The sequence below is a fragment of the Burkholderia sp. BCC1208 genome (genome assembly GCF_902833095.1).
Lineage (GTDB): Bacteria > Pseudomonadota > Gammaproteobacteria > Burkholderiales > Burkholderiaceae > Burkholderia.
The window spans coordinates 364,123-389,328 of sequence record NZ_CADFDY010000005.1; the positions used below are offsets into that span (position 1 = coordinate 364,123).

Here is a 25,206-nt window from a genome sequence, read left to right on the forward strand (position 1 = left end):
GAGGCCGCGATGTTCACCGATCTTGGCAGCGACCTGCGCAGCGCGGGGCGTTACCTCGGGCAGGCGTTGCGGCTGATGGTCGGCCTGCCCGACTACGATACCTACGTCGCGCACATGCGCGAAACCCATCCGGACCGCGAGCCGATGACGTACGAGGAATTCTTCCGCGAGCGTCAGAATGCGCGGTACGGGTCGGGAGCAGGGAAGTGTTGCTGAACCGGGCCGTCGCAATGAACTGACGAATCGGTTCGGTATCGAAACGGAAAGCGCCGCGATGGCCATCGCGGCGCTTTTTCTTTGGCGGGCCGGCCGCGCGCATCGCGCGGCGCCCGCGCGCCGTTTGCCCAGGCGCGGCACGGCCGCATCCGGCCGCCGGTATCATGAGGGCTATTTCTTTTCCCGATGGACCGCAGGAGAACACGTCGTGCATGTCGGTGAGCGTTTCAACAGCATTTCCCATCTCGTCGGCGCGGTGCTGTCGGTGGCAGGTCTCGTCGCGCTCGTGACGATGGGCGCGCTCGAAGGCGATCCGTACAAGGTGGTGAGCTTCAGCGTGTACGGCGCGATGCTGATCCTGCTCTACGCGATCTCGACGGCGTATCACAGCGTGCGCAACCCGCGCCTGAAGGCGATCCTGCAAAAATGCGACCATTCGGCGATCTACCTGCTGATCGCCGGCAGCTACACGCCGTTCACGCTGGTCACGCTGCGCGGCCCGTGGGGCTGGTCGCTGTTCGGCGTGAGCTGGGGGCTCGCCGTGTTCGGCATCGTGCAGGAGCTCACGCTCGGGCGCCGTACGCGCCTGCTGTCGATGATCCTGTACGTGCTGATGGGCTGGCTCGCGCTCGTCGCCGTGCGGCCGCTGATCCATGCGCTGCCCCCGACCGGCACCGCATGGCTCGTGGCCGGCGGCGTGATCTACAGCGCGGGGATCTACTTCTTCATCAACGACGAACGCATTCGCCACGGGCACGGCATCTGGCATCTGTTCGTGCTGGCCGGCAGCCTGTGCCAGTTCGTCAGTGTGGCGATGTATGTCGCGTGAAGGGAATGCGGCGTTGACCCTCTGACGACGCGCCATGCGCGCGTCTGCCGACGCATTCGCTACCGGCGCGTGGCGGCCTGCAGGTGCGCGTCCGGGTCGCCGGTTGCCGATGTCGCCCGAGCCGTGATCCACCACGTCGCCGCGGCGAGCGCGGACACGCCGGTCGCCATGCCCAGCGCCGCCCGCATGGCGGCCGGAAACGGCTGCAGCGTCGCGATGCACGCACCGAAGATCGCCACCCCGAGCGCCGACCCGCTCTGCCGCGCTGCGTTCAGCGCGGCCGCCGCCACGCCGGCGCGGCGCCGGTCGACCGTCCCGAGCGCCGGCGACGTCGCGGCCGGCGAGATGAACCCCGATGCGAAGCCGATCGCGAGCATCGGCGCGACGGCGAGCCACGCGGGTGTCGTCGCACCCATGCTCGTCATGCCGAGCGCGCCGGCCGCATAGAGCCCGAACGCCGCACACATCGTTCCGCGCGCGCCGAAGCGCGCCACGACCCGCCCCGAGCACAGCCCGCCGAGCGCGACCATCGCGGTCATCGGCAGGAACGCGAGCCCCGTGTCGAGCGGGCTGGCGCCGCGAATCTGCCGATAGAACAGGCTGAGCACGAACAGCAATCCGTAGAACACGAATGCCGATGCCATCGACACGAACGTCGATCCCGCGAACAGCCGATTGCGGAAGAATGCGAGCGGCAGCATCGGCTCGCGGCGCCGCGCTTCGATCGCGATGAACGCGATCCACGCGACGACGCTCGTCACCGCGCCGCCGACGATCGGCGCCGAGCGCCAGCCGAGCGACGGGCCTTCGATCAGCGTGCCGATCAGCGCCGCGATCGCGACGATGGCCGCCGCCTGACCGCCCCAATCGACATGCCGCGATGCGTCGACGTCGACGGCGGCGCGTGCGACCGTGCGGCCGAGCCAGATGCCGGCGAGCCCGAGCGGCAGGTTCACGAAGAAGAGGCTCCGCCACCCGAACAGATGGATCAGCAGGCCGCCGATCAGCGGGCCCGACGCCATCGCAATGCCGCCGCAACCCATCCACACGCTGATCGCCGACGCGCGCGCGGCCGGTTCGGGGAAGGTGCGGTTGATCAGCGCGAGCGAGCAGGGCACCAGCATCGCGCTGCCGACGCCTTGCAGTGCACGGGCGGCGGCAAGCGCCGCGAGAGTCGGCGCGACGCCGCACAGCGTCGACGCGGCGACGAACACCGCCAGCCCCGCGACATAGACGGTGCGGTCGCCGAGCCGGTCACCGAGCGTGCCGCCCGTCATCAGCAGGCTCGCGAACGCCAGCGTGTACGCGTTCACGATCCATTGCAAGCCGGCCACGTGGCTGCCGAACGTGTGCGCGATGTCGGTGAGCGCGACGTTGACGATGGACGCGTCGAGCAGCACGAGCGTGTAGCTCACGCAGGTCGTGGCGAGCACGCGGCGGCCCGCCGACCGGTTCGGCGCGGCGGCTGTCATGTGTGGTCGGACGCCGACGCGGCGGCCTGCAGCGCGAGAAAGCCGACCCATCCCCAATACACACGATGATGCGCGATCAACCCGTCGCGGAGATCCATTACTTCGACGAGATCCACCTGATCGCCGTCCGGCGTCTCGCGAGGGTATTCCCAGGCGAGCTGGCGGCCGTTCGAGAAGAACAGCCCGGTCCGGTACCAGCGCCCGAGCCTGTTTTGCGGATTGCGCAAGCCGGCCGCGAAGAATGCGCCGATCGCGGCCTTGCCGTGCAGCACGCCCGAGCCGTGCTTGGGCAGCGTGGCGACGAGGAGCGGCGTTTCGAGCACCGCGTCGTCGGCATACAGCGCCATCAGTGCGTCGAGGTCGCGCGCGCCGACGGCCGCGTGCCAGTCTTGATGGACGCGCCGGGCGTCGGCGTCGGCGTCGGTATCTGCGGGTGTCATGGCGGGTTTCCGGAGGGGGATCACGGAAACCACTGTAGGGGCGCGCCGCCGCGAGACGTTTCACGTCGACCCGAAACGTGGATGCCTCGTCGCGGCAAGGGCGTTCGGGCGTTCGCCCCTCAGCCGGCCAGCGCGTCGAGATTCAGCACATACGACTTGCCGATCCACACCGCCGAATCGCGATGATCGCGCAGGTCGTCGCCGGTATTCGGATGCAGGAAGATGTCGAGCGCGCCGTGGTTCAGCACGAGCCACGGCACGATGTCGTCGAATCGCGCGGCGTCGAACGCGATCTGGTACGACCAGGCCGGATGCGGGCCGACGAGGCGTTCGTGAAAGCGGCCGAGTGCGATGACCGCGCCGAACCGCGCGTCGACGACCTGGCGAAACGCCCAGGCCGCGTCGCGGCTCGCCGCATCGAAATAGACGTGCGCGTGCCAGCTGTCGATGGAGGTAGTGTCGAGGGCGGCCATGGGAAGACTCGATTAAAAAGGGGAATGCCTGAGATGCCGTGCGAAACGGCCGATGCTTGATTATCGCGCGTCCTTGCCGATTGCGTCGTGTCTCAATCCGGCAAGCCGATGCGATGACTTGTCCTATATCGGAAGAATCGGCCGATCCGATGAAGCCGTTTCGGCGGTATTCCGGTATCCGCGTGCGCGATATCACGTCGGCGCCTTGTGGGCAGGTGCGCTGACCGGAACCGAACAGGCAACACGTCGTTTCGGAAATTGAAAGAGCGGGGTGAGCATCTCACCGGATCGCTGGTAAAAATCCGATCAGATCGTTGAATGAAATAAAGAAATTCCATTGCGAAGGGATTCGCGAATGGCGCCGTTCGCACACCGAATGCGCGGCTGAAAATAATAATTGCGGATTCGGCTATTCAAGCGGCATGTGGCGCGACATACGATGATTTCAACGCATCGATGATGGATCGATGCGGGGACAACCATCTGGAGGCCATTATGCGATCCCTCGTTCCCGTTGCCGTTCTTTCCTGCACACTCGCTGCGCTGCCGGCCGTCAGCTTCGCGCAGTCGAGCGGTGCCGGCGGCACGCCGCATGCCGCGTCGTTGACCTGGGCGGCGGCGCGTGCCGAAACCAATGTGCAACTGATGCAGATGACGCGTGCCGGCTATCGCGCGACGACGGCCGGCAACCAGAACTATCCGCTCGCGATGCAGCGGGCGCTCGAGCGCGTGAACAACCCGATACCCGACCGGTGGCGCGACGACAAGGCCGCGATGCAAGCGCGGGCGGCCCGCGACGCGCGGAGCGGCCATCCGGTGAAGGCGTTCTTCGTGAAAACCGCGTACTACCTGAAGGGCGAGAACACGTTTTGATGCAGGAGACGAACATGGCATGCCCCGACCGATGGTCCCGCGTGTTACGTGCGTCGCCGATACGCAGGCTGCCCGAGACGTGTGCGGCGCGACGGCGCGCTGATGTGCACGGCATGCGACGCCGGGCGAACACATTGAGCGACGCGGGCCGCAGCGCCGTCATGTGCCGCGGTGGGTGGCCCGGGGCGGCGGAGGACGACGCGTCCGCGAACGAGGGCGAATCATGAAAGCTACCCGAAAAGGACGTCGCCATCCGCCGTTGACACGCGAATGGCTGCTGCCGCTGCCGCCCGCGCATGCACGCGACATCTCGCTGAAATGCCATATGGCGCTGGTCGCGCTGCGCGGCGGGCACGGTAGCGAAACCTTGCTGATGCGGCTGCGCACGAGCGCGTATCTGGTGTTCCTCGCGCTCGACGATGCGGTCTCCCCCGACGCGACCATCGACCTGTGCGTCGACGCGGAGCGCGTGCTGGACGCGAGCGTGGCGCGCGCCGCGCAAACCGGTGCCTGGACGCTGCACGACGACGAATGCGCGGTGCTCGAACGCGTGCTCGCCGCGCACGACGCATGCGTCGCGACGCTCACGCGGCATCGGCTGGCGGAATTGTGGCGTCATGTCTGCACGTTTGCTTGCGCCGAACAGCCGGGGCTGGTCGCGCAGGCCGCGGCGAAGATGCAAGAGCCGGCCGTTCTGCACTGAATGGCTGCCGGTGGGCCGTGTTTCGTACGCGTCCCATTCCATCGCGCGGCCGTGCACCGTCTAATGACATGACTGGAACCCGGCGAGTCCGGGCGACGACGATCCATCGTCGCGTTGGCGGCGAACGTGCATGTCGACGCGAGCGCATTTCAGTCAGGAGGAGCGATGGCGCTATACAGGAGCGGTGGCTACTTCACGTGCGGAAGTGGCCGCGCATTCAGCGAGAACCTGCCGCCGGGCAGCAAGGTGACGGTGGCGGGCATCTATCGATGCACCGTGTGCGGCGACGAAATCGGTATTGCGAAATCGCAGACGTTGCCGGCCGAGGAAGCGCATCCGCACGATCTCGATCCGCCGTCCGACCCGCTGCTCGATCGGGGGCCGACTGCCTGGCAACTCATTGCCGCGGCGGAATCGCGAAGCTAGGCAACCGACGGCCGCCCCCGCACGCAGGCGCGCAAGCGCGATGCGTCACACGGCGTCCATCAAAACAAAAAGCGCCGCGGAGCGAACCCCGTGGCGCTTTTTCGATGCGTGGCCGCTGAAGGCGTGAACCTTCGCGCGGCGAAACGCGCTTAAGCCGCCGTCGCCGACTTCGCCGGCTTCTGCAGCTTGCCCTTGCCGGCGCGCTGGATTTCCTCGAGCTTGATCTCGACGTGGCGCGAGAACACGTACTCGGCCGGACGCTGCTTCGCGATCGAGATGTCCGGTGCGAACGGGCCGTCGGTCTTGATGCCCTTGCGGCTCACGCGCAGCGCCTTCAGCGGGTTCGAGATCGTGTCCATCACGGCCGTGGCCTCGAAGCCGCAGTGGACCATGCAGTCGGCGCACTTCTCGTAGTTGCCGACGCCGTAGTTGTCCCACTCCGTCGTTTCCATCAGTTCCTTGAAGGTCTTCACGTAACCTTCGCCGACCAGGTAGCACGGCTTCTGCCAGCCGAACACCGTACGCGCCGGGTTGCCCCACGGCGTGCACTTGTACGTCTGGTTGCCGGCCAGGAAGTCGAGGAACAGCGACGACTGGCTGAACGACCAGCGCTTGCCGCCTTCGCCGCGCTTCAGGATTTCGCGGAACAGGTTCTTCGTCTTGTCGCGGTTCAGGAAGTGCTGCTGATCCGGCGCGCGCTCGTACGCGTAGCCCGGCGACACGGTGATGCCGTCGACGCCGATCGGGCCCAGCGTGTCGAAGAACTTCGCGACGCGCTCCGGCACCGCATCGTTGAACAGCGTGCAGTTGATGTTCACGCGGAAGCCGCGGCGCTTCGCTTCCTTGATCGCCGCGACGGCCTTGTCGTACACGCCTTCCTGCGACACCGAGTGATCGTGTGCTTCCTTGTCGCCGTCGAGGTGGACCGACCAGACGAAATACGGGCTCGGCGCGTAGTCGTCCATCTTCTTTTCCATCAGCAGCGCGTTCGTGCACAGGTACACGAACTTCTTGCGCTTCGTGATGCCCTTGACGATTTCCGGCATCTCCTTGTGGAGCAGCGGCTCGCCGCCTGCGATCGACACGACGGGCGCGCCGCACTCGTCGACGGCCTGCAGGCATTCCTCGACGGAAAGACGCTGGTTCAGGATCGGATCCGGATAATCGATCTTGCCGCAGCCGTTGCACGCGAGGTTGCAGCGGAACAGCGGCTCGAGCATCAGCGCGAGCGGATAGCGTTTGTTGCCGGACAGGTGCTGGCGCACGATGTAGGCGCCGACACGAACTTGCTGGAGCAGCGGAATAGACAAGGTATGTCCTCCTTAAACTTCGCGGGCGACAGCTTGCATGAGCTTCGCCGGCAACTTGAATTCGACTTTTTCTTCACGGCCCGCCATCGTCGCGACATCGACGGGCCCCAGCGCGCGCAGCGCGCCGATTACATCCTCGACCATTTCCTCGGGCGCCGACGCGCCGGCGGTCAGGCCGACCGTCTGCACGCCCGCGAACCATTCGGCCTTCACTTCCGAGCCGTCGGCGACGAGATAGCTCGGCACACCGCTTTCGGTGCCGATCTCGCGCAGGCGGTTCGAGTTCGAACTGTTCGTCGCACCGACGACGAGCAGCACGTCAACCTGTTCGCTCAGCTCGCGCACGGCGGCCTGGCGATTCTGCGTGGCATAGCAGATGTCGCGCGTGTCCGGGCCGACGAGGTCGGTGAACCGGCGCTGCAGCGCTTCGATGATGCCGCGCGTGTCGTCGACCGACAGCGTGGTCTGCGTGATGTACGCGACCGGCGTATCGACGGGCAGCGTCAGCGTATCGACTTCGGCTTCGCTCTGCACGAGGATCACCTCGGCCGGAATCTGGCCGATCGTACCCTCGACTTCCGGGTGGCCCGCGTGGCCGATCAGGATCAGCCGGCGGCCCGCCGCGACATACTGGCGGCCCTGCACGTGCACTTTCGTGACGAGCGGGCAGGTCGCGTCGAGCACGTCGAGCCCGCGCGCTTGCGCGTCGTGCTCGACCGTCTGGGCGACACCGTGCGCGCTGAAGATCGCGACAGCGCCGTGCGGCACCTCGTCGAGTTCCTCAACGAATCGTGCCCCTTTATTTCGCAGATTTTCGACGACATGCCGGTTATGCACGATCTCATGACGCACATAGACCGGCGCACCGTGCTGTTGCAGCGCGCGATCGACGATCTCGATCGCACGGACAACCCCCGCACAGAAGCCGCGGGGCTGGGCAAGGATGACTCGCATAAGTGAGCGAACTCCGACGACAGATACCGGGGTTCGAGGAGCTGGCACTGCTCGCTCGCCCCGGCTTGATGTTATGAAGGCAGGAACGAACCGGCCGGCCAGGCCCCGGAACCCCGAATTAATCGCGCATTTTAACCCTATCGCGCCGTCCTTGCTTCGGTGCCGTATCGGCATCGTTGCAATTGCGGGAGAGCCGCGTCGGCGCTGGCGCGCGCGGAACCCGGTAAACTGCGCGGTTTCGCGGTCGGCCGCTCCGGCTGCCCGCCATCGCGCTCATTTCAAGGCCATTCGATGACCGTCGATTCTTACGCGTATTGCCCGTCCGACCATGCGGCGTCGGGTGTTTCGTTTCTGACCCCTATTCATACCGAATGCGCTGGCGCACGGCAGGAGGCATGCCGATGATGCTGGCGATCGCTTTTCTGGTGTCCGGCCTGTCGCTGGTGATCTGGATCGTGCTGCTCGTCGCGCGCGGCGGCTTCTGGCGCGCGCAGCCCGCGCGGCCGCTGCCGCCCGATGCGCGCGGCGCCGCGGCCGAAGCCGGCTGGCCTGCCGTCGTGGCGGTCGTGCCGGCGCGCAACGAAGCCGACGTGATCGCCCGCGCGGCGACTTCGCTGCTCGAGCAGAACTATCCGGGCGACTTCCATCTGATCATCGTCGACGACCACAGCGACGACGGCACCGCCGACGCGGCCCGCGCGGCCGCGCTCGCGATCAACCGCGCCGACCGGCTGACGGTGCTGACCGCGAAGCCGCTGCCGGCCGGCTGGTCGGGCAAGGTGTGGGCGCAGTCGCAGGGGATCGCGGCGGTGCAGACGCTCGGCCTGCCGGCCGATTACCTGCTGCTGACGGATGCCGACATCGGCCATCCGCCCGACGCCGTCGCCCAGCTCGTCACGCGCGCGCAGGCCGAGAATCGCGATCTCGTGTCGCTGATGGTGCGGCTGCGCTGCGACTCGTTCTGGGAAAAGGCGTTGATCCCGGCGTTCGTGTTCTTCTTCGCGAAGCTGTACCCGTTCTCGTGGATCAACAATCCGCGCAACCGGACGGCCGGCGCGGCGGGCGGCTGCATGCTCGTGAAGCGCACGGCGCTCGAGGAAGCGGGCGGCATTGAATCGATTCGCGGCGCGCTGATCGACGACTGCAGCCTCGCCGCGCAGATCAAGCATCGCGGCACCGGCCGCCATCCGATCCGGCTCGATCTCGCCGATCGCAGCGTGTCGCTGCGCCCGTACGACAGCTGGCGCGACATCTGGAACATGATCGCGCGCACCGCGTTCACCCAGCTGCACTATTCGCCGCTGCTGCTGGCCGGCACGCTGCTCGGGATGACGATCATCTACCTGGCGCCGCCCGTCGCCGCGCTCGCCTACGGCGCGCGCGCGTGGCCGGCGTGGCTCGCGTGGGCGTCGATGTGCGCCGCCTATGCGCCGATGCTGCGCTACTACCGTCGCTCGCCGCTGTGGGCGCCCGCGCTGCCGCTCGTCGCGCTGTTCTACGTCGGCGCGACGTTCGCTTCCGCATGGCGTTACTGGCGCGGCAAGGGCGGCCAGTGGAAGGCGCGCGTGCAGGCGCCGGTGGAGCGCTGAGTGTGTTCCGGGAGGCGTGCCTCCCGGCAGCCGGAAAGCAAACAGCCCGATCGGTGCGGACCGATCGGGCTGTTTCGTTTTCGGCGGCGTCGTTTGCCGATGCCGGCGCTTACCGCTGCGTCAGCATCATGTACATCTGGATCACGACGTCCGGCGAGAACGTAAACGGCACCCAGCCGTAGCCCGTATGGCGGGCGACTAGCAGGCGGTCGCCGTTCGCCTGCTTCTGCACGGCCATCATCGGGTTCTTCGTCGTCACGAAACGCCAGCCGGCCGGAATGCCGGGCGGCGGCTCCGGCTGCATCGAGGCGCGCGCGTGCGCGAGTTCCTCGATCAGTTGGCCCAGTTGCTCCGGATGCAGCGTGATCGACTCACCGTTGATGGTCAGCGTGAGTTCGTTCTGGGACGGGCGCGCGACATGCAGCGTCGCCTTGTCGGCCGGCGCGGCGGCGGTATCGGTGTCGGTTTCAGCCGCGGAGTCGGTGCGCGCCGCCGGGACGATCGCGGTTTCGGCGTCGGCGGCTGAGGTCGACACCTCGGCTGCTTCGGCAGCAACCGGTGCGACCGCGTGTACGGCCGGCTCCACCGCCGGCGTGTCCGCGGGTGCCGGTTCTACGGCTTCGGCCGCCACGGCGGTCGCCGCCGCACTCGTCGCGGCTTCCTTGACGACGGCCTCGACCAGCGCTTCGGCGTCGGCGATGGCCTTGGCGTGGTGCTGCGCGGCCGCTTCGGCCTGGGCGATCGCTTCGGTATGGCGCTGCGTAATGGCTTCGGCCTCGGCGGTGGCTTCGGCGTGGCGTTGCGCGGCGGCTTCGGCCTGGGCGATCGCTTCGGCGTGACGCCGCGTGATGGCTTCGGCCTCCGCGGTGGCTTCGGCGTGGCGCTGGGCGGCGGCCTGCGTGTCGGCCAGCGCCTGCGTGTGACGCCGGGCGAGCGCCTCGGCCTCGGCGATCGCGGCCGCGTGGCGTTGCGCGGCGGCTTCGGCTTCGGCGGTCGCTTCCGCGTGGCGCTTCGCGGCGGCTTCGGCTTCGACGGTCGCCGCGGCATGACGTTGCGCGGCCGCTTCGGCCTCGGTCGCGGCGGCATGATGACGCTGCGCGGCGGCCTCGGCTTCGGCGATCGCCGCCGCGTGGCGCTGCGATGCGGCTTCGGCATCCGCGTGACGTTGCGCGAGCGCTTCGGTCAGCGCGGTGGCTTCCGCATGGCGCTGCGACGCGGCTTCGGCTTGCGTGGCCGCATCCGTATGACGTTGGGCGGCTGCTTCGGCGGCGGCGGTGGCGTCGGCGTGGCGCCGCTGCGCGGCTTCGGCGTCGACGGCAGCAGCCGTGTGGCGCTGCGCGGCGGCCTGCGCTTCGGCTTCCGCCGCCGCGTGACGCTCGGCCGCGGCCCGGGCTTCCGCTGCCGCGGCGCGCGCGAAGGCTTCCGCGCTGCGTGCCGCCTGTTGCGCGGCGTGGTGATCGTGGAGGAGCTGATCGACGCCCGTGGCGAGCGAAGCGATCTGATCGTTCAGGTTCATGCGTGTCTTCTCTGCGTAAGACCCGCGATTTTAACCGCTGCGCCGATGCCGGTCCGTGCGCGACGTGTAACAAAGTGCGCGAAGCGGCGCGAGGTGCGCCGCTTTGTGTTACTTCAGGTAGCCCGCCGAGCCGAACCAGTCGAGCGCATCGCGCAGCCCTTCGCGATACGGGCGCGCCCGGTAGCCGAGCTCGCGCTCGGCCTTCGCCGACGTGAAATACATCTTGTTCTTCGACATCCGCAGCCCGTCCACGGTGACGAACGGCTCCTTCTTCGTGAATTTCGCGACCGCTTCGGCGCCGAGCGCGAGCGGATACAGCGGCCAGCGCGGCAGCGCGATCGTCGGCGCCTTGCGGCCCGTCATCTGCGCGATGTCCGCGAGCATCTGCTGCAGCGGCAGGTTCTCGCCGCCGAGGATGTAGCGCTCGCCGATCCGGCCGCGCTCGAGCGCGAGGAAGTGGCCGTGCGCGACGTCGTCGACGTGCACGAGGTTCAGCCCCGTGTCGACGAACGCGGGAATCTTGCCGAGCGCGGCCTCGACGATGATGCGGCCGGTCGGCGTCGGCTTGACGTCGCGCGGGCCGATCGGCGTCGACGGATTGACGATCACGGCGGGCAGCCCTTCGTCGGCGATCATCCGTTCGACCGCGCGCTCCGCGAGCACCTTGCTGCGCTTGTAGACACCGATCGCCTGCTCGGCCGTGAGCGGCCGGTTCTCGTCGGACGGGTCGCCGGCGCTCGTCACCTTCAGCGTCGCGACGCTGCTCGTGTAGACGATCCGCTCGACGCCTTCCGCGCGGGCGGCGCGCATCGTCGCGACCGCGCCTTCGAGGTTCGCGCGCTCGATCTCGTCGGGGTCGGGCGCCCACAGCCGGTAGTCGGCCGCCACATGCAGCAGGTAGCGCACGCCGCGCAGCGCGGCGCGCATCGACGCCTCGTCGCGCATGTCGCCGGTGACGATCTCGGCATCGAGATCCGCGACGTTCGTGCGCGGGCTGGTGGGGCGCACGAGCACGCGCACCGCATAGCCTTTCTGCTGCGCGATGCGCGCGACGGCCGAGCCGACGAAACCGGACGCGCCGGTGACGAGAACGAGATCGCGGGAAGTATCAGTCATGCGTTTCCTTCGGGGCCACGCGGGCGGCGCGGCGGTTGGGCATCGGCGAGATTGTACGTGGTCGGCGCGCGCGGCGACGCCCGGCCGGCGCGTGTGCGAAGCGGCCGACCCGACTACAATGCCGGGCTTGAATGCAACGGGAGGGCGACGCGATGAGCCGCAATGAACTGGACGAACGGATCGAGACCTACTACGTGCGGGTGCGCGGCGTCGTGCAGGGCGTCGGCTTTCGTCATGCGACGGTGCGCGAAGCGCATGCGCTGAAGCTGCGCGGCTGGGTCGCGAATCTCGAGGACGGCACCGTCGAGGCGATGATCCAGGGCCCCGGCGCGCAGATCGACCGGATGCTCGCGTGGCTGCGTCACGGGCCGCCCGCCGCGCGCGTGACCGAGGTGACATTCGAGGAACGCCGGACCGAGCGGCGCTTCGAGCGCTTCCAGCAGCAGTAAGCGGCACGGAACGATCATGACGGGGTATCCGGAAGCCGGGCGCGGCCTCATGCTGTCGGTGATGGCGTCGACGCTGTTCGCGCTGATGTCGGCTTACGCGAAACTGCTCGCGCCGCTCACGGGGCTCGACATCTTCGCGTGGCGCGTCGTGTGGACCGCGCCGGGGGCGCTCGCGCTGATCGCGCTGCGCGGCCGCTGGCCGGCGCTCGTCGAGCTTGCGCGGCGCAGCGCGCGCGACTGGCGCCTGCTGATCGCGCTGCCGGTGAGCGCGGCGCTGCTCGGCGTGCAGCTGTGGCTGTTCCTGTGGGCGCCGCTGCACGGCCGGATGCTCGAAGTGTCGCTCGGCTATTTCCTGCTGCCGCTGACGATGGTGCTCGTCGGCCGCTTCTACTATCACGAACGGCTTGACCCGCTTCAGTGGGCTGCGGTCGCGTGCGCGGCGCTCGGCGTCGCGCACGAGGTGTGGGCGACGCGCGCGTTCGCGTGGCCGACGCTGGTCGTCGCGCTCGGCTATCCGCCGTATTTCGTGCTGCGCCGGCGCATCAACGCCGATTCGCTGGCCGCCTTCGCGATCGAGATCGTGCTGCTGTGCCCGATCGCGTTGGCGATGGTCGCGACGAGCACGACGCGTGTCGCCGGCCATCCGCTGCTGTGGGCCGCGTTGCTGCCGGGGCTCGGCATCCTCAGCACGCTCGCGCTCGCGAGCTACCTGAAGGCGAGCCGGATGCTGCCGATGGCGCTGTTCGGAATTCTCGGCTACGTCGAGCCCGTGCTGCTCGTCGTGGTGTCGCTGCTGCTGCTCGGCGAGACGCTCAGCGTCGCGCAGCTCGCGACGTACGGACCGATCTGGGTCGCCGTCGCGCTGACCGCGTGGCACAGCGCAATGCTGATGCGGCGCCTGCCCGCGCGCAAATAGCCGCGCCATCGCGATGCGCCGGCCGTGCGGAACGTGCCGCGCATCGCGTGCATCAGCGACCATCCAACCGCGCTCGTTTCTCTGCCGAATCCCTCGATACTGACCGCCAACTGGCGCGGCGCTGACGCGAATCTGGCGACGCTGCCCGCTTCTCCGCGCAACGCTCGCGCTTGTAATCGAAGAGAAGATTCGGTTGCACTTTGTTACTTAGGGTCACCCCTGATCGGCCATTAGACTGAGCTGACCGACTTCCCTTCGTATGCAGCTTTTCAATGAACGGTCATCTCCGTGCCGGGCCGGCCGGGTTGGCGCGATGCGAGCATACGCGTATCGCCGCCGATCGCGCTCGCCTGCTTGTTCCCGATTCCTTCCCCGGTGCGCGTCGCACCGCCGCCGCACAGGTGCGCTCATGTCGTTGAGCCCGCTGCCTTCCGCCACGGCGCCGCCGTCGCGCGGCGGCCGCCTGATCGAAATCGATTTCTTCCGCGGGCTCGTGCTGTTGATGATCGTCGTCGATCACATCGGCGCGAGCGTGCTGTCGCGCGTGACGCTGCACGCGTTCGCGCTGTGCGATGCGGCCGAGGTGTTCGTGTTCCTCGGCGGTTTCGCGACCGCGAGCGCGTACGGCGCGATCGCCGAGCGGCACGGCGCACGCGCCGCGCAGCGGCGTTTCGTGCGGCGCGCGATGCAGATCTACCGCGCGTTTCTCGCGACGTCGACGCTGATGCTCGTCGTGTCGGCCGTGCTCGACCACTACGGAATCGATGCGCCGAACCTCGCGCTCGACGACGTCAGCGTGATGCTCGCGTCGCCGCTCACGGGCGCGGCCGAGCTGCTGACGTTCCAGCGCCAGCCGTATCTCGCGTCGGTGCTGCCGATGTACGTGCTGTTCGCGCTCGCGTCGCCGGTGCTGGTGCCGTTCGCGCGGCGCCATCCGTGGCTGCTCGTCGCGGTCAGCGCCGCGTCGTGGCTCGCCGCGGGCTGGCTCGGCCCGGAGCTGCTCGACACCGACGGCTTCCGCTGGAGCTTCAACCCGTTCGCGTGGCAACTGATGTTCGTCGCCGGCGTGCTTGCACGCTGCCAGCCGTTCTACCGGCGCATCGCGCTCGGCCGCTGGGGCGCCGCCGCGACCGGGCTCGCGTTCGCGATCGTGCTCGGCTGCGCGAGCTACAAGCTGTTCTCGGGGCTGCCGGTGCCGGAAGGCGTGCTCAAGCGGGATCTCGCGCTGCCGCGCGTCGTGAGCTTCGCGGCCGTTGCGTGGCTGATGGCCGATTGCGTGCGCTTCGGCTGGATCGCGCGGATCGCGCAGGGCGTGCGGCCCATCGTGGCGGTCGGCCAGCGCGGGCTGATCTGCTTCGTCGCGGGCGCGGCGATTTCGCTCGTGATCGATTCGCTGCTGCATCCGGTCGTGCGCAGCGCCGATCTGCGGCATGTCGGCGTGGGCCTCGCGGCCGACGCGTGCGCGGTCGGGCTGATGATGGCGGTGGCCGGTTCGGGAACGTGGTTCGCGCGATGGCGCGGCGCGGCGGCATAGGCGCGCGCGAGGGGGCAGGCGGCGCGGCAGGCGCCGCGCGGCATCAGTGAGGTGAGCCGATACGGGAGCGGGGCGTGGCGGTGGCGTCGTCGGCTTCGGCGTCGTCGCGTTCGTCCTGCGCCGGGTCGTCGCGCTCCGCGAGGACCGCATCGGCTTCGGCCGCGGCCCGGGCGGCGCGCATCGCGGTGCAGCGCTGCGCATGCCGGATGTCCGACAGGATCCTCAAAAGCCGCGTCGTCTTGTTTTTCATCGTGCTCTCCAGCCAGTGCGCATCTCGCGAAGCGGATGCATTGCCTGCAACCAGTGTAGGACGCGTTCGCGCGCCTGGCGGGAGAATGTGGCGTGCAAGCCGCACGCCGAGGGATAGTACTTACTGCGCGGCGGCGGCCTGCGCCTGCAGCGCTTCGTCGCGGCGCTCTTCCACGCAGCGCTGATGCTGGCGCGACAGGCGGTTCATCAGCGGCAGCAGCAGCAGCGCGAGCAGCATGCCGATCGCGGCGAGCCAGCCGAGCTTCTCGAACAGCGACAGGTAGAGCGGCAGCGATTCGGTGGCCGGCAGTTCGTGCGACGGCATCTGCGCGAAGTTCGCGACGACGCTGCCCAGATACTGCGACACGCCCGTCGCGACGAAATACGCGCCCATCATGAAGCCGCTCATGCGCGCCGGCACGTAGCGGGCGATCATCGCGAGGCCGAGGCCGCTCACCAGCAGTTCGCCGAGCGAGTACAGGCCGTAGCCCCACACCATGAACCACGACGACACGCGGCCGTCGACCGCGTAGCGGCCGCTGATCGTGAACACCAGGTAGCCCGCGGCGACCGCACCGAAACCGAGCGCGTACTTCGCGGCGACCGGCAGGTCGCGGCCGCCCTTCGCGACGGCGTTGTAGACCCACACGAGCACCGGGCTCAGCAGCATGATCCAGATCGGGTTCAGCGCCTGGAACTGCGCGGCGCTCCACGTGAACAGCGTCGTGCCGAACAGCATGAAGCGCGGGTCGACGTTGCGCAGCGCGAACAGCGTCAGCGACGTCGACATCTGCACGTAGAAGATGAAGAACAGGATCACCTGGCCGATCAGCACGAGCGCCGCGATCAGGCCCGCGCGCTCCGAGCGCTCCGACTTCGCGATCATGTACGCGAAGATCGCGAGGATCGCGAACGCGGCCGTCCACACGCTGGCGACCGCGAGCTGCTTGTGCTGCAGCACGTACAGCGTGATCAGCGCGAGCGCGACGCCACCGGCCGCGACCGCGCCGAGGCGCTTCCAGCGGATCGGTTCGTCATCCGGCTGCGAGCCGACGTGCGCGAGCGTACGGTGCATCAGCATGAAGTTGAGGATCGCGAGCAGCATGCCGCCGCAGCAGACCGCGAACGCGGTGTGCCAGCCCCAGTGATCCTTGATCCACGGCGTCGCGAGCATCGACACCGTCGAGCCGATGTTGACCGCCATGTAGTAGATCGTGAACGCGCTGTCGATGCGCGCGTCGTCGCCTTCGTAGATGCGGCGCACGAGGTTTGCCGCGTTGGCCTTGAACAGGCCGTTGCCGACGACGATCACGCCGAGCGACGCGTACATGTACGTCAGGTGATCGTTCGGCACCGCGAGCATCAGGTAGCCGGCGCACAGCACGGACGCGCCGATGATCATCGTGCGGCGCGCGCCGAGCACCTTGTCGCCGATCCAGCCGCCGATCGACGGCGCGGCGTAGACGAGTGCGGTGAATGCCCCCCAGGTCAGGTTCGCGTGGCTGTCGGTGAAGCCGAGCCGGTCGACCATGAAGAGGACCAGGAGCGCGGCCATGCCGTAGTAGCCGAAGCGCTCCCACATTTCGATGAGGAAGACCGTCGTAAACGATCGGGTCTGTGAAACAGGTGCGTGCATCATCAATCTCGTTTGAAACGGACGGCGCGGATCGCGCGTCGCCTTGGGGGTCGAACTGGCGCCGGAACACTGTGGCCGGATAGGCTTGCGTCGGCGATGGAGCAGTCGGGCGGTTAGCCCGGGCCGGGGACGGACTCCGCCCTACGAGGCGGAGCGAGGCCCCGACCGGCGCGCGAATGGTAACGTTTGCCGGTCCGGTGCGTCAGGTGCGCGCCACTCAGGGAAACTCCCGATATGGCAGCAGCTTTCAGGAATATTCGTCTCATCATTTACTTGTAAGCTTGACGCCCGTTCTCCGCAGATTCCCGGAGAGCCGCTTGCAGCTTGCCTGTGAAGCCGGCGAGTCTGGCAAGATAGCGCGTCGTTTCGCTCGCTTCGGGCCCTGTTTAGTGCACCGGGCTCAATGCCGAAGACGTGTGCGAACCCGAAGATTAAGCTATCTCGAATTAACTTAGTTACTTTCCATCAAACATTTTTTGACGACCACTTTTCGGCCTGCTATGGTTCCCCCCACTGAAAACTCGCGATCGGCAGACGCTGTCGCACTTGGCGGCAAGATTCGCGCGTTGCGCCAACGTTTGAAGCGCACGCTCGACGACACCGCTACCGCCGCGGGGATTTCGAAGCCGTTTCTGTCTCAAGTCGAGCGCGGGCTCGCGTCGCCGTCGCTGACGTCGCTGGCCGGTATCGCACACGCGCTCGGTGTGACGGTGCAGTACTTCGTGGATACGCCGAGCGAGGAACGCTCGGTTTGCCGAGGCGATCAGTTGCGCTTCTTCGGGTTTGCCGATTCGGCGAACCTGTTCGCGCGGCTGACGAACGTGTCCGAAGGGCGCCAGCTGGAGGCGATCCTCGTGAGGATGCCGCCGGGGCAGAAACGGTCCGAGGTGACGACACATGCAGGAGAGGAGTTCCTGTACGTGATTGAAGGGGAAGTGTCGCTGACGCTGGAAGGCAAGACGTTCGTCCTGCAGGCCGGCGACAGTTCGCACTATCAGTCGACGGTGCCGCACAGCTGGGTCAACACCGCGAAGATCGAGTCGGTGGTGGTCTGGGTCGGTACGCCGCGACTGTTCTAACGCACGGGTATTCCTTCGTTTCTTCGACGGGATGCCTGTCGAAAGAAACGTAAGGAATACTAACATGCAATACGAGAACCACGGGCCTCCTCGATCGCTGCACCCGTCAGCGTCTCACGCGTAATCCGCGGCATCCGCCGCGCGACGCTCACCGAACACACTTTCTCAAGACTGCCACGATGAAATCCTTGCATGCCATGTCGGCCGTGCTGGCCGCGCTCGCCCTGACGACGCCCGTCGCCCACGCCGTAACCGTTCCGTCGAACGTCGCGCTCGCTCCGCAACAGGACCTGACGCGACAGGTGCCGGCCGAAGTCGAGTCGCTCGATCCGGCGCACATCGAATCGTGGACCGGCAACACGATCGGCCTCGACCTGTTCGAAGGGCTCGCGCGCATTGATGCGGCCGGCCAGGTCGTGCCGGGCGTCGCGCTGTCGTGGGAACGCAAGACGCCGCAGACGTGGATCTTCAAGCTTCGCCGCGACGCGAAGTGGAGCAACGGCCAGCCGGTGACGGCCGCCGATTTCGTCTATTCGTGGCAGCGCCTCGTCGATCCGAAGACGGGCTCGAAATACACGATCCTCGTCGAGTTCATCAAGAACTCGAAGGACATCATCGCCGGCAAGGCCGCATCGTCGACGCTCGGCGTGCGCGCCGTCGATCCGTACACGCTCGAGGTGACGACCGACGTGCCCGTCGCATTCTTCCCCGAGCTGACCGCGATGGCGCCGCTCGCGCCGGTGAACAAGGACGTGGTCGCGAAGTTCGGCGACGCATGGACGCGCCCGGGCAACATCGTCAGCAACGGCGCGTACCAGCTCGTCGACTGGCAGCCGAACAACCGCATCGTGGCGACGAAGGACACGAAGTACTGGAACGCGTCGAAGGTCGTGATCAACAAGGTCACGTACCTGCCGATCGAAAGCGACGAAACCGCGATGCGCATGTACCAGGCCGGCCAGATCGACTACAGCTACTCGATTCCGTCGGGCATCTTCCAGCAGGTGAGCAAGCAGTTCGGCGGCGAACTGCGCCCGGGCCTGCAGCTCGCGACCTACTACTACTACCTGAACAACAGCGACGCGGCGCTGAAGGACAAGCGCGTGCGCCAGGCGCTGTCGATGGTGATCGATCGCGACGTGCTCACGTCGAAGCTCACGCAGGCCGGCGAGAAGCCGATGTACGGGCTGATGCCGAACGGCACGAAGGGCGTGCAGCCGTTCACGCCGGAATGGGCGTCGTGGCCGATGGCCAAGCGCATTGCGACCGCGAAGGACCTGCTGAAGCAGGCCGGCTATTCGGACGCGAAGCCGCTGTCGTTCACGCTCACGTACAACACCAACGACCTGCACAAGAAGGTCGCGCTGTTCACCGCCTCGGAATGGCGCACGAAGCTCGGCATCACCACGAAACTCGAGAACGTCGAATTCAAGGTGCTGATGAAGGAGCGGCATGACGGCAAGGTGCAGATCGCGCGCGACGGCTGGTTCGCCGACTACAACGACGCGATGACCTTCTTCGACCTGATCCGCTGCGGCAGCTCGCAGAACACCGTCGGCTATTGCAACAAGCAGATGGACGCGCTCGTCGACGAAGGCAACCAGAAGCTCGACGACAAGGCGCGCGCCGCGCTGCTCACGCAGGCGCACGACATGGCGATGAACGACACGCCGATGGTGCCGCTGTTCCAGTATTCGGCCGACCGTCTCGTGAAGCCCTACGTGGGCGGCTATTCGCTGAAGAACGTGATCGACATGCGTGCTTCGCAGGACCTGTACCTGATCAAGCACTGAGCGGAGCGATCATGCTGGCCTACGCACTGAGGCGCACGTTGTGGGCGGTGCCGACGATCCTCGCGGTCATCACCGTCTGCTACCTGCTGCTGCATTTCACGCCCGGCGGCCCGTTCGATACGGAGAAGCAGCTGTCCGCCGCGACGCTCGCGAACCTGAACGCGAAGTACCACCTCGACGAGCCGCTGTGGAAGCAGTACCTGCTGTATCTCGGTTCGCTGCTGCACGGTGATCTCGGCCCGTCGTTCCGCTACGTCGACTGGTCGGTGAACGATCTCGTGAAGAAGGCGCTGCCCGTGAGCCTCGGCGTGGGCGGCGTGTCGATCCCGATCTCGATCGTGGTCGGCGTGCTGCTCGGCACCGTCGCGGCCGTGCGCCGCGACAGCGTGATCGATCGCTTCGTGATGCTGATCGGCAACTTCGGCAACGTCGTGCCGCCGTTCGTGCTCGGCCCGGTGCTGGTGTGGATCTTCGCGATCCTGTTGAAGACGTCGGCCGGCAACGGCTGGCTGCCGGCGGGCGGCTGGGGCGATGGCGGCTGGCAGTACCGGCTGCTGCCGATCGTGCTGCTCACCTTCATCAACGTGTCGCTGCTCGCGCGCGTGATGCGCGGCTCGATGATCGAGACGCTGTCGAGCAACTACATCCGCACCGCGCGCGCGAAGGGCCTGCCGGGCTCGACGATCGTGCTGCGCCACGCGCTGAAGCCCGCACTCATGCCGGTCGTGTCGCTGTTCGGCACGGTCTGCATCACGTCGATCACGGCGGCCGTCGTCACCGAATCGGTGTTCGCGCTGCCGGGCCTCGGGCAGCTCGTCGTGAACGGCGCCATCAACCGCGACTACACGCTGGTGCTCGGCCTCGTCGTGCTGACGACCGTCTTCGCGGTGCTGTTCAACCTGCTGGTCGACCTCGCGTACGCGTGGCTCGACCCGCGCATCCGTTATTGAGCGAGGCATAGCGATGACTCCGACCACTCCCGTCGTCGGTCTGCCCGTGCAGACCGATTCGCCGCCGCGTTCGCGCTCGCCGCTCGAGCTGGCGTTCGCGCGCTTCCTTCACAACCGCGCGGCCGTGTTCAGCCTCGTGCTGCTCGCGTTGATCACGCTCGCCTGCTTCGCCGGCCCGTGGCTGCTCGCGGCCGATCCCGCCGCGAGCGACTGGGGCTCGATCAGCCTGCCGCCGACCTGGGCGAACCAGCACTGGTTCGGCACCGACGAGCTCGGCCGCGACCTGCTGGTGCGCACGCTGATCGGCGGCCGCGTATCGATCGAGGTCGGCCTGCTCGGCACGCTCGTGTCGGGCCTGTTCGGCGTCGCGTGGGGCGCGACCGCGGGCTTCGCGGGCGGCCGCGTCGACTCCGTGATGATGCGCGTCGTCGACATGATGTACGCGATCCCGTACCTGCTGATCGCGATCCTGATGATGACCCTGTTCGGCCGCTCGTTCATGCTGGTCGTGCTGACCATCAGCGCGTTCTCGTGGATCGACATGGCGCGCGTCGTGCGCGGCCAGACGCTGTCGCTGCGCAATCGCGAGTTCGTCGATGCGGCGCGTGCGATCGGCGTGTCGCCGGCGTCGATCGTGCGGCGCCACGTCGTGCCGAACCTGCTCGGCGTGGTCGTCGTGTACGCGACGGTCTCGGTGCCGAATATCGTGCTGACCGAATCGGTGCTGTCGTTCCTCGGCCTCGGCGTGCAGGAACCGATGACGAGCTGGGGCGTGCTGATCCAGGACGGCGCGCAGAAACTGGAATCGATGCCGTGGCTGCTGCTGGCCCCGGCCGTCATGCTGTGCGTGACGCTCTACTGCGTGAACTTCGTCGGCGACGGCCTGCGTGACGCGCTCGACCCGAAGGATCGCTGACTATGAAACAACCCCCACGCTCACGTTGCTCGCTGCCCCCGGAAGGGGCGGTCAGCCTCCTTGGGGCGGCCCGGCGGAGACTGACATGACCGCACTACTCGAAGTCGACAACCTCGGCGTGCGCTTCACGCGCAAGGACGCCCCGCCGATCGATGCCGTAAACGGCGTGTCGTTCTCGGTCGAAGCCGGCAAGACGCTCGGCATCGTCGGCGAATCGGGCTCGGGCAAGAGCCAGACCGTGATGGCGATGCTCGGCCTCCTGGCCGCCAACGGCACGACGACCGGCACCGCGCGCTATCGCGGCGACAACTTGCTCGACATGAATACGCGCGCGCTGAACGCGGTGCGCGGCGACCGGATCGCGATGATCTTCCAGGATCCGATGACGTCGCTCAATCCGTTCCTGACGATCGAGCGGCAGATGACCGAAACGCTGCAGCTGCATCGCAAGCTGTCGCGCAAGGCAGCCGTCAAGCGCGCGATCGAGGCGCTCGAATCGGTGCGCATTCCCGACGCGGCGCGCCGCATCCGCATGTATCCGCACGAGTTCTCGGGCGGCATGCGCCAGCGCGTGATGATCGCGATGGCGTTGCTGTCCGAGCCGGAAATCCTGATCGCGGACGAGCCCACCACCGCGCTCGACGTGACCGTGCAGGCGCAGATCATCGACCTGCTGCGCGAGCTGAACCGCGAGCGCGGCACCGCGATCGTGCTGATCACGCACGACATGGGCGTGGTCGCCGGCCTCGCCGACGACGTGATGGTCATGTACGCGGGCCGCACCGTCGAATACGCGCCGGCCGAATCGATCTTCGCGGCGCCGTCGCATCCGTACACGATCGGCCTGCTCAACGCGCTGCCGCGCCTGACCGACGCGGACGATGCGCCGCTCGTCGCGATTCCCGGCAACCCGCCGATGCCCGGCACCGCGCCGGCCGGCTGTGCGTTCGCGAAGCGCTGCACGTATGCGGAAGAACGCTGCGGCGCCGCGCGCCCCGCGCTCGAAACCTATGGCGCCGTGGGCGCGGTGCGCGCGTGCCACCGGCCCGTGGCCGATCTGACGGGAGGTCTGCGATGAGCGTCGATGAACGCCGCCAAGCCGGCGCGACGGACGACACGCTGCTGTCCGTCGAGAATCTGAAGGTGCATTTTCGCGTGCCGCTCGGCGGCTATCCGTGGTCGCCGAAGGGCACGCTGCGCGCGGTCGACGGCGTGTCGTTCGACGTCAGGCGCGGCGAGACGGTCGGGCTCGTCGGCGAATCGGGCTGCGGGAAATCGACGCTCGCTCGCGCGTTGATCGGCCTCGTGCCGATGACGGCCGGCACCGTGAAATGGCGCGGCCAGGCCGTGGCGCCCGATCACCTGCGCGGCACCGCGATGCGCAGCGAAGTGCAGATGATCTTCCAGGATCCGCTCGCGTCGCTCGATCCGCGCATGACGATCGAGCAGGTCGTCGCGGAGCCGCTCGTCACGCACCAGCCCGGCCTCGGCCGCGCCGAAGTGCGCCGCCGCGTGGTCTCGATGCTCGAACGCGTCGGCCTGAACGCGCATCACCTGCTGCGTTACCCGCATGAATTTTCCGGCGGGCAGTGCCAGCGCGTCGGCATCGCGCGCGCGCTGATCGGCGAGCCGAAGCTCGTGATCTGCGACGAGCCAGTATCGGCGCTCGACGTGTCGATCCAGGCGCAGATCGTGAACCTGCTGCGCGATCTGCAGCGCGACCTGTCGTTGTCCTATCTGTTCGTCGCGCACGACCTGGCGGTGGTGAAGGCCATCAGCCAGCGCGTGCTCGTGATGTATCTCGGCCGCGTGATGGAGTTCGGCACGCGGCATGACGTGTACGGCGTGCCGCAACACCCGTACACGAAGGCGCTGCTCGATGCGGCGCCGACGCCGGAGCCGGCGCGCGAGCGTGCTCGCCGTCCGATGCTGCTGGCGGGCGAGATGCCCTCGCCGCTCAACCCGCCGTCCGGCTGCGCGTTCCGCACGCGCTGTCCGGTCGCGATCGACGCGTGCGCGCAGGACGTGCCGCTGCCGGAAGTGCGGCAGGGGTCGGCGGCGCGCGTCGCGTGTATCCGCGCGGGCGCGGCGTGATTTGAAGTGACGCAGCAAACATAACCAAGGCAGGTCAACAGGGGTAGGTGCGGCGCGAACGATCTTCGCGCCGCGGGTACAGGCGCGTCCTTAGCCGGGCTCGCCGGGGGGCTGGAAGCGGATCGCAACCGGCGTGGACGACATCAACACAAGACGAGAATCACGATGAAAAAGCAGAAGACGATCGGGACGGCATCGAAGATGCTGCTTGCATGGGGACTACCGGCGCTCGCCGGCGTGTCGCTGACGGGCGTCGCGCACGCCGACGACGCGGCGCCGGCGCCGCTGACGGTCGCGCAGGCCGCGCCGGCCGCGCCGGCCGCCGGATCGGGCGCAACCGTTGCGCAGGCAACGACCCCGAACGCCATTGTCAACGCCGAGGCGACCCAGGCCGTCACGCCACCCGACGAGCCGTCGGCGCAGTCGAAATCGAACGGCTTCATTGCCGACAGCCATCTCGACTTCCTGTTCCGCAACTATGCGGACGTGCTCGACAACAAGGGCGGGCCGCATCGCCATGCGTGGGTCCAGGGCGCGATGGCGAACTTCGAGTCTGGCTATACGACCGGCCTGATCGGGATCGGCTTCGATGCGTCGTTGTATGCGGCGCTGAAGCTCGACGGCGGGCAGGGCGCCGGCAGCATGGTGCACATCGCGAAGGGTGGCGGCGGCGGCAACCAGCTCGCGTGGGCCTATCCGGGCATCTACGACATCAAGGCGCGCATCTCGAACACGGTGGTCAAGTACGGTCTGCAGGCCGTCGACAACCCGTTCATGGAGCAGCACGACAACCGCGCGCTGCCGCCGACGTTCCTCGGCGCGACGATCGTCAGCAACGAATTCAAGAACGTGATGCTCGAGGGCGGCAGCTTCACAAAGACCGACGCGCGCGGCCATACGACGCTCACCAACCTGACGACGCAATACGGCGGCACGCGCATCAATCGCCTGACTTACGTCGGCGGCACGTGGGACTACTCGCCGAACGGCGAAGTCGCGCTGTACGCGAACCAGGCCGACGACGTGTGGCACCAGTACTACGCGTCGGTGAAGCACAGCATCGGCAGCCCGCAGACGATCAAGTGGACCGGCTTCGGCAACGTCTACTCGACGCACGACACGGGCGATGCGCTGCAGGGCAAGATCAACAACAACGCGTACAGCCTGTCGCTGACCGCGCAGCACGGCCCGCACGAGCTGCTGCTCGGCTTCCAGCAGGTGCTCGGCGATCAGTTCTTCGACTACCTGAACGAAACGAACGGCATCTTCCTGACCAACTCGATGGACGTCGACTACAACGCGCCGCACGAAAAATCGCTGCAGCTGCGTTACACGTTCTACGGCAAGGAAGCGGGCCTGCCGGGCTTCAAGGCGATGGTGTGGGGCGTGACGGGCTGGGGTGCGGACGGCAGCGCCGGCGCGGCGAACGACCCGAGCAAGTCGAGCATCTACTGGAGCAACGGTGCGCCGGTGCAGGGCCGTCACCACGAGTTCGGCTTCATCCCGTCGTACACGTTCCAGAGCGGCAAGCTGAAGAACACGAAGGTCACGTTCATCGCGATGTGGCACGCCGGTTCGGCGCACTACTCGGACGCGACGAACACCGAGTACCGTCTGGTCGTGAACCTGCCGCTGCACGCGTTCTGATGGAAGGGGGCGCAATGCCCCCTGTC

25 protein-coding genes are annotated in these 25,206 nt (G+C 67.5%); 16 read left to right on the forward strand and 9 right to left on the reverse strand.

Annotation, left to right across the window (positions count from 1 at the left end; all coding sequences use genetic code 11):
* The first annotated feature begins 9 nt into the window (after nt 1-9).
* Nucleotides 10-216 carry a YbdD/YjiX family protein gene (locus tag HWX09_RS14390; protein ID WP_027781714.1) on the forward strand — a complete coding sequence of 69 codons (207 nt, stop codon included), beginning with the start codon at nt 10-12 and terminating at the stop codon, nt 214-216.
* 208 nt (nt 217-424) lie between these two features.
* Entirely contained in the window at nt 425-1,045 is a 621-nt protein-coding gene (locus tag HWX09_RS14395) for a hemolysin III family protein (RefSeq protein ID WP_027781713.1), read from the forward strand.
* A gap of 59 nt (nt 1,046-1,104) precedes the next feature.
* Here HWX09_RS14395 and HWX09_RS14400 read toward each other — a convergent pair whose 3' ends face one another.
* From HWX09_RS14400 to HWX09_RS14410, 3 genes are all read right to left on the reverse strand, one after another.
* The gene (locus tag HWX09_RS14400; RefSeq protein WP_027781712.1) at nt 1,105-2,517 is read right to left on the reverse strand and encodes an MFS transporter; all 1,413 of its coding nucleotides are present in this window, start codon (nt 2,515-2,517) and stop codon (nt 1,105-1,107) included.
* Nucleotides 2,514-2,957 (reverse strand): nuclear transport factor 2 family protein, encoded by a 444-nt coding sequence (locus HWX09_RS14405; protein ID WP_027781711.1) that lies wholly within the window; start codon nt 2,955-2,957, stop codon nt 2,514-2,516. The genes HWX09_RS14400 and HWX09_RS14405 overlap by 4 nt, the downstream gene beginning before the upstream one ends.
* Before the next feature lie 119 nt (nt 2,958-3,076).
* Nucleotides 3,077-3,430 (reverse strand): DOPA 4,5-dioxygenase family protein, encoded by a 354-nt coding sequence (locus HWX09_RS14410; protein WP_027781710.1) that lies wholly within the window; start codon nt 3,428-3,430, stop codon nt 3,077-3,079.
* A 495-nt stretch (nt 3,431-3,925) separates the two neighbouring features.
* On the opposite strand from HWX09_RS14410, the gene HWX09_RS14415 reads away from it, so the two are divergent.
* From HWX09_RS14415 to HWX09_RS14425, 3 genes are all read left to right on the forward strand, one after another.
* Nucleotides 3,926-4,303, forward strand: a complete 378-nt coding sequence (locus HWX09_RS14415; RefSeq protein ID WP_027781709.1) for a hypothetical protein — start codon at nt 3,926-3,928, stop codon at nt 4,301-4,303.
* Nucleotides 4,304-4,526: 223 nt separating this feature from the next.
* Nucleotides 4,527-5,006, forward strand: coding sequence for a hypothetical protein (locus HWX09_RS14420; protein ID WP_027781708.1), 480 nt, complete (start codon nt 4,527-4,529; stop codon nt 5,004-5,006).
* Between the two features lie 165 nt (nt 5,007-5,171).
* Entirely contained in the window at nt 5,172-5,432 is a 261-nt protein-coding gene (locus tag HWX09_RS14425) for a hypothetical protein (RefSeq protein ID WP_027781707.1), read from the forward strand.
* Nucleotides 5,433-5,581: 149 nt separating this feature from the next.
* Here HWX09_RS14425 and hpnH read toward each other — a convergent pair whose 3' ends face one another.
* Entirely contained in the window at nt 5,582-6,742 is a 1,161-nt protein-coding gene (gene hpnH / locus HWX09_RS14430; RefSeq protein ID WP_027781706.1) for an adenosyl-hopene transferase HpnH, read from the reverse strand.
* Between the two features lie 12 nt (nt 6,743-6,754).
* A complete protein-coding gene (ispH, locus tag HWX09_RS14435) occupies nt 6,755-7,696 on the reverse strand; it encodes a 4-hydroxy-3-methylbut-2-enyl diphosphate reductase (RefSeq protein WP_027781705.1) in 942 nt (313 codons plus the stop codon).
* 401 nt (nt 7,697-8,097) lie between these two features.
* Between ispH and HWX09_RS14440 the strand changes: the two genes are divergently transcribed.
* Nucleotides 8,098-9,285 (forward strand): glycosyltransferase, encoded by a 1,188-nt coding sequence (locus tag HWX09_RS14440; RefSeq protein ID WP_027781704.1) that lies wholly within the window; start codon nt 8,098-8,100, stop codon nt 9,283-9,285.
* 109 nt (nt 9,286-9,394) lie between these two features.
* On the opposite strand, the gene HWX09_RS14445 is transcribed toward HWX09_RS14440, so the two are convergent.
* Nucleotides 9,395-10,801 (reverse strand): hypothetical protein, encoded by a 1,407-nt coding sequence (locus tag HWX09_RS14445; RefSeq protein ID WP_027781703.1) that lies wholly within the window; start codon nt 10,799-10,801, stop codon nt 9,395-9,397.
* A gap of 108 nt (nt 10,802-10,909) precedes the next feature.
* Nucleotides 10,910-11,917 carry a hopanoid-associated sugar epimerase gene (gene hpnA / locus HWX09_RS14450; RefSeq protein ID WP_011659815.1) on the reverse strand — a complete coding sequence of 336 codons (1,008 nt, stop codon included), beginning with the start codon at nt 11,915-11,917 and terminating at the stop codon, nt 10,910-10,912.
* Nucleotides 11,918-12,069: 152 nt separating this feature from the next.
* On the opposite strand from hpnA, the gene HWX09_RS14455 reads away from it, so the two are divergent.
* From HWX09_RS14455 to HWX09_RS14465, 3 genes are all read left to right on the forward strand, one after another.
* The gene (locus HWX09_RS14455; RefSeq protein ID WP_027781702.1) at nt 12,070-12,366 is read left to right on the forward strand and encodes an acylphosphatase; all 297 of its coding nucleotides are present in this window, start codon (nt 12,070-12,072) and stop codon (nt 12,364-12,366) included.
* Nucleotides 12,367-12,382: 16 nt separating this feature from the next.
* Nucleotides 12,383-13,282 carry an EamA family transporter RarD gene (rarD, locus tag HWX09_RS14460; protein ID WP_027781701.1) on the forward strand — a complete coding sequence of 300 codons (900 nt, stop codon included), beginning with the start codon at nt 12,383-12,385 and terminating at the stop codon, nt 13,280-13,282.
* 409 nt (nt 13,283-13,691) lie between these two features.
* Complete coding sequence (locus HWX09_RS14465; RefSeq protein ID WP_027781700.1) at nt 13,692-14,816, forward strand: OpgC domain-containing protein; 1,125 nt, start codon at nt 13,692-13,694, stop codon at nt 14,814-14,816.
* Nucleotides 14,817-14,859: 43 nt separating this feature from the next.
* Here HWX09_RS14465 and HWX09_RS14470 read toward each other — a convergent pair whose 3' ends face one another.
* Complete coding sequence (locus HWX09_RS14470; RefSeq protein WP_027781699.1) at nt 14,860-15,066, reverse strand: hypothetical protein; 207 nt, start codon at nt 15,064-15,066, stop codon at nt 14,860-14,862.
* A 120-nt stretch (nt 15,067-15,186) separates the two neighbouring features.
* Entirely contained in the window at nt 15,187-16,704 is a 1,518-nt protein-coding gene (locus HWX09_RS14475) for a peptide MFS transporter (protein WP_027781698.1), read from the reverse strand.
* A gap of 497 nt (nt 16,705-17,201) precedes the next feature.
* Between HWX09_RS14475 and HWX09_RS14480 the strand changes: the two genes are divergently transcribed.
* The 7 genes from HWX09_RS14480 to HWX09_RS14510 all read left to right on the forward strand — a co-directional run bounded on the left by HWX09_RS14480 (nt 17,202) and on the right by HWX09_RS14510 (nt 25,180).
* Nucleotides 17,202-17,780 (forward strand): cupin domain-containing protein, encoded by a 579-nt coding sequence (locus HWX09_RS14480; RefSeq protein ID WP_027781697.1) that lies wholly within the window; start codon nt 17,202-17,204, stop codon nt 17,778-17,780.
* 179 nt (nt 17,781-17,959) lie between these two features.
* The gene (locus tag HWX09_RS14485; protein ID WP_027781696.1) at nt 17,960-19,573 is read left to right on the forward strand and encodes a peptide ABC transporter substrate-binding protein; all 1,614 of its coding nucleotides are present in this window, start codon (nt 17,960-17,962) and stop codon (nt 19,571-19,573) included.
* An 11-nt stretch (nt 19,574-19,584) separates the two neighbouring features.
* On the forward strand, nt 19,585-20,523 hold the full coding sequence (locus HWX09_RS14490) for an ABC transporter permease subunit (RefSeq protein ID WP_027781695.1): 939 nt from the start codon (nt 19,585-19,587) through the stop codon (nt 20,521-20,523).
* Nucleotides 20,524-20,536: 13 nt separating this feature from the next.
* Nucleotides 20,537-21,439, forward strand: a complete 903-nt coding sequence (locus tag HWX09_RS14495; RefSeq protein WP_027781694.1) for an ABC transporter permease subunit — start codon at nt 20,537-20,539, stop codon at nt 21,437-21,439.
* An 85-nt stretch (nt 21,440-21,524) separates the two neighbouring features.
* The gene (locus tag HWX09_RS14500) at nt 21,525-22,517 is read left to right on the forward strand and encodes an ABC transporter ATP-binding protein (protein ID WP_027781693.1); all 993 of its coding nucleotides are present in this window, start codon (nt 21,525-21,527) and stop codon (nt 22,515-22,517) included.
* Nucleotides 22,514-23,533 carry an oligopeptide/dipeptide ABC transporter ATP-binding protein gene (locus tag HWX09_RS14505; protein ID WP_027781692.1) on the forward strand — a complete coding sequence of 340 codons (1,020 nt, stop codon included), beginning with the start codon at nt 22,514-22,516 and terminating at the stop codon, nt 23,531-23,533. Before HWX09_RS14500 ends, HWX09_RS14505 begins: the two co-directional genes overlap by 4 nt.
* A gap of 165 nt (nt 23,534-23,698) precedes the next feature.
* Nucleotides 23,699-25,180, forward strand: coding sequence for an OprD family outer membrane porin (locus HWX09_RS14510; protein ID WP_027781691.1), 1,482 nt, complete (start codon nt 23,699-23,701; stop codon nt 25,178-25,180).
* Nucleotides 25,181-25,206: the final 26 nt, after the last annotated feature.